This window comes from Agrobacterium sp. MCAB5 (assembly GCF_052114365.1).
Classification (GTDB): Bacteria; Pseudomonadota; Alphaproteobacteria; order Rhizobiales; family Rhizobiaceae; genus Agrobacterium; species Agrobacterium tumefaciens.
In genome coordinates this window covers 1-869 of record NZ_JBFREP010000061.1, presented here as the reverse complement: position 1 = coordinate 869, position 869 = coordinate 1, and the positions used below count along the sequence as shown (strand labels likewise).

The 869-nt window shown below is 53.9% G+C and carries 1 protein-coding gene; it reads left to right on the top strand.

From position 1 onward, the window contains the following. Window positions 1-869: DUF6602 domain-containing protein (locus AB4Z23_RS27290; protein ID WP_441361158.1), on the top strand; the 869-nt coding region annotated here is incomplete at both ends.

The following is an 869-nucleotide window of genomic DNA, read 5'->3' as shown; positions in this document are numbered from 1 at the left end:
CTACGGGGCAATGCGTTGGAGATCGCTTCACGCGACTTCTTCGAAAAGCATTTGCCACGCTCAGTGAACGTTGGAACGGGTGAAGTGATAGCTTCGGAAAGCGACAGCGACAACACTGGAGCCCGGTCGGGCCAGATGGACTTAGTGTTTTCGAACCAGTCGCAACCGTTCGCAACCGGACGCGATACTCCGACGCTGTTTTTCATAGAAAGTGTCCTGGCCGCCGGCGAGGTCAAAACAAGCCTGTCGCGTTCGATCATTCCGGAGGAGTTGAAGAAGGCCCGGAAGTTCCGCGCGCTACGCGCAAAAAACATGTCCAGACTGGTCCAGGTAAATGACGCAAACGACTGGGCGTCGTACTATGTTTTCTACCGGCCGTACTTCTTGGTAGCGACCGAGACAAAGTCACCTTGGCAGTCGATCCTCTTGGAGTTGATGGAATATATCGACAGCACGAAGCTTCTGCCTCTTGATGGCATCTTCCTTCTGGATCAGAACGTCGCCTTGATCCTGTCGCCTCATCAGAAGGCGCCGTTTACGCATACGATCGGCCTCCCTTTTTCCCATAAGGTCGGGCACGTAGATGCGACGGGCTTCATCATGCCCTACAGCACAGACACGCCTCTTGCTTTTCTGATGGGTTGGCTTTCGCTTTTCAGGACTAGCTTCTTCGAGGATCAGCAACCAATCGGCGCATACTTGCAGGACATGGTCAATTCGTCCCTGAAAGAGATGACCTTGTTCGAGACGCCCATGCCCGTGGATCAACAAATGCGCGCGCTTGCGGAAAAAGGCCTGTGGCGTTTTAATCTGGATATGCTCAGAGAGGCGTACCCTAGACGAAAACAGAATCCCGAGATCCCGGAGAC